The following is a 1,049-nucleotide window of genomic DNA, read 5'->3' on the forward strand; positions in this document are numbered from 1 at the left end:
ACCACTCGATGGGGGCAGACCACCATCGCCGGGAAGTTCCCAAGACGACCCAATGCCAACAACAGGACATATACCGAACCTGGGTGTGTCTGCGATGCATACTCTGATATTCCAGTAGCAATCTCATATGAGCGTTTGCGCAGCTCAGGCCGTTCCGAACACGCGAGCGTCAGAGCGCTGGATGTTAAACGACTAAGCATTAAATTGCGCTCGCCATCTTCAGCAGCGGCGCCATCGAACCCAAACATATCTGAGAAAACAAGGTTCCTTAGATTACTCGTATCGTTGTGAAATTTTGGGTTGGACCAAATTCGTTCAGCTAGCTCTTCAATCATTGGGCCAACCTATTCTAATCTGAAATTTGTCTCGAAAACCTTGAGCCGAGGGGACAGGAACAAGAAAGAACTCAAACCGAATATCTCCCATTCCACGATCTTTAAGCTTCTTGGGTAGAGACTCTATAAAATCGCTGACGGCCTTGTTTATAGCTTTGGTAAATGCATACTCACTATCATCGGGTGGAAAATCAAAAACTAACAGACAAGCAAAGACGGTAATAGTTTGATTGTAGTCTTCGCTGTAGGGATCGAGATAGTTGATGAAGGCTTGTTTCGCCTCTTCGGTTGCAGTGTTGAAATCAGAGAAACTTGATACAACTTTAACTTCGAAATCTTGGCCGCCCTCATCAATGAACTCTTTGATCGATCTCATCGCGCTACTAAAGGCATTTCCTATAGAGTTATGCGCTTTGGACTCCCCCCAATAAAGAAGGAGCTTTTTCGTTTCATCGTCGAATTTTGCATGAATTCCGTCAGTTCCGTGCACCGGCATATTGTTGTTGGTCTTAAGGTACATTTTCGAAACGATCTGCGGTGCCCCAAGTAGCCACTCGACCAGAACGAAAAGTAGGATTTCTCCAGCCTCTCCTGACCTGTGACTACCTTTCTTTGCCTTTATAAAGAGGCTGCGAGCACGCTCGTGTAATTGCGTCGAAATCTGATTGACCAAAACTGTATCATTGTCATGGAGTAGCCCCCTGAAAGTGGTCC

General features: G+C 45.9%; 2 protein-coding genes. Both read right to left on the reverse strand.

The window, feature by feature from the left end:
* A partial coding sequence (locus tag EP376_RS23265; protein WP_206074841.1) for a hypothetical protein occupies positions 1-335 on the reverse strand: 335 nt, incomplete at its 3' end.
* On the reverse strand, positions 328-1,049 hold a 722-nt coding region (locus EP376_RS22655), incomplete at its 5' end, for a HamA C-terminal domain-containing protein (RefSeq protein WP_206074843.1). The genes EP376_RS23265 and EP376_RS22655, both read right to left, overlap by 8 nt.

Source organism: Alexandriicola marinus (assembly GCF_004000435.1).
Classification (GTDB): Bacteria; Pseudomonadota; Alphaproteobacteria; order Rhodobacterales; family Rhodobacteraceae; genus Alexandriicola; species Alexandriicola marinus.